This is a genomic window from Chroococcidiopsis sp. TS-821 (genome assembly GCF_002939305.1).
Lineage (GTDB): Bacteria > Cyanobacteriota > Cyanobacteriia > Cyanobacteriales > Chroococcidiopsidaceae > Chroogloeocystis.
In genome coordinates this window covers 1-499 of the sequence record NZ_MVDI01000034.1, presented here as the reverse complement: position 1 = coordinate 499, position 499 = coordinate 1, and the positions used below count along the sequence as shown (strand labels likewise).

The window sequence follows — 499 nt, the reverse complement described above, 5'->3', positions numbered from 1 at the left end:
CTCAATCACAGCTCGCGACCCTCCGACTCCCAACCTGCACCCTCGCCACCAACCTCCCGCTCCTCTCCCCCGCCCCACATTCCCCTTCCCCCCTGCCTCCATCCCCCCCCCCCCCCCCGCCCCCCCCCCGCCCCCCCCCCTCCCCCCCCCCCCCTCCCCCCCCCCCCACCCCCCCCCCCCCCCCCCCTCCCCCCCCGCCCCCCCCCCCCCCCCCCCCCCGCCCCCCTCCCCCCCCCCCCCCCCCCCCCCTTCCCCCCCCCCCCCCCCCCCACCCCCCCCACCCCCCACCCCCCCCCCCCCCCCCCCCCACCCACACCCCCCCCCCCACCCCACCCCCCCCCACCCCCCCCCCCCCCCCCCCCACCAATATCCCCAACGCAACTCGCACTCAAACTGCCTGAAACAGCTAGCGGGTTAATACTTGCCGCCACTGCAGCGAGTCCTAGAGGTAATCATACACCAATTAGCTGGAAAGATAATGTGTATACTGGTGTAGCGT

General features: G+C 75.8%; 1 pseudogene. It reads left to right on the top strand.

Features of this window, described 5'->3' with window-relative positions:
- Positions 1–378 precede the first annotated feature (378 nt).
- Positions 379–499, top strand: a pseudogene (locus tag B1A85_RS26430) (alpha/beta hydrolase); the annotation flags it as partial.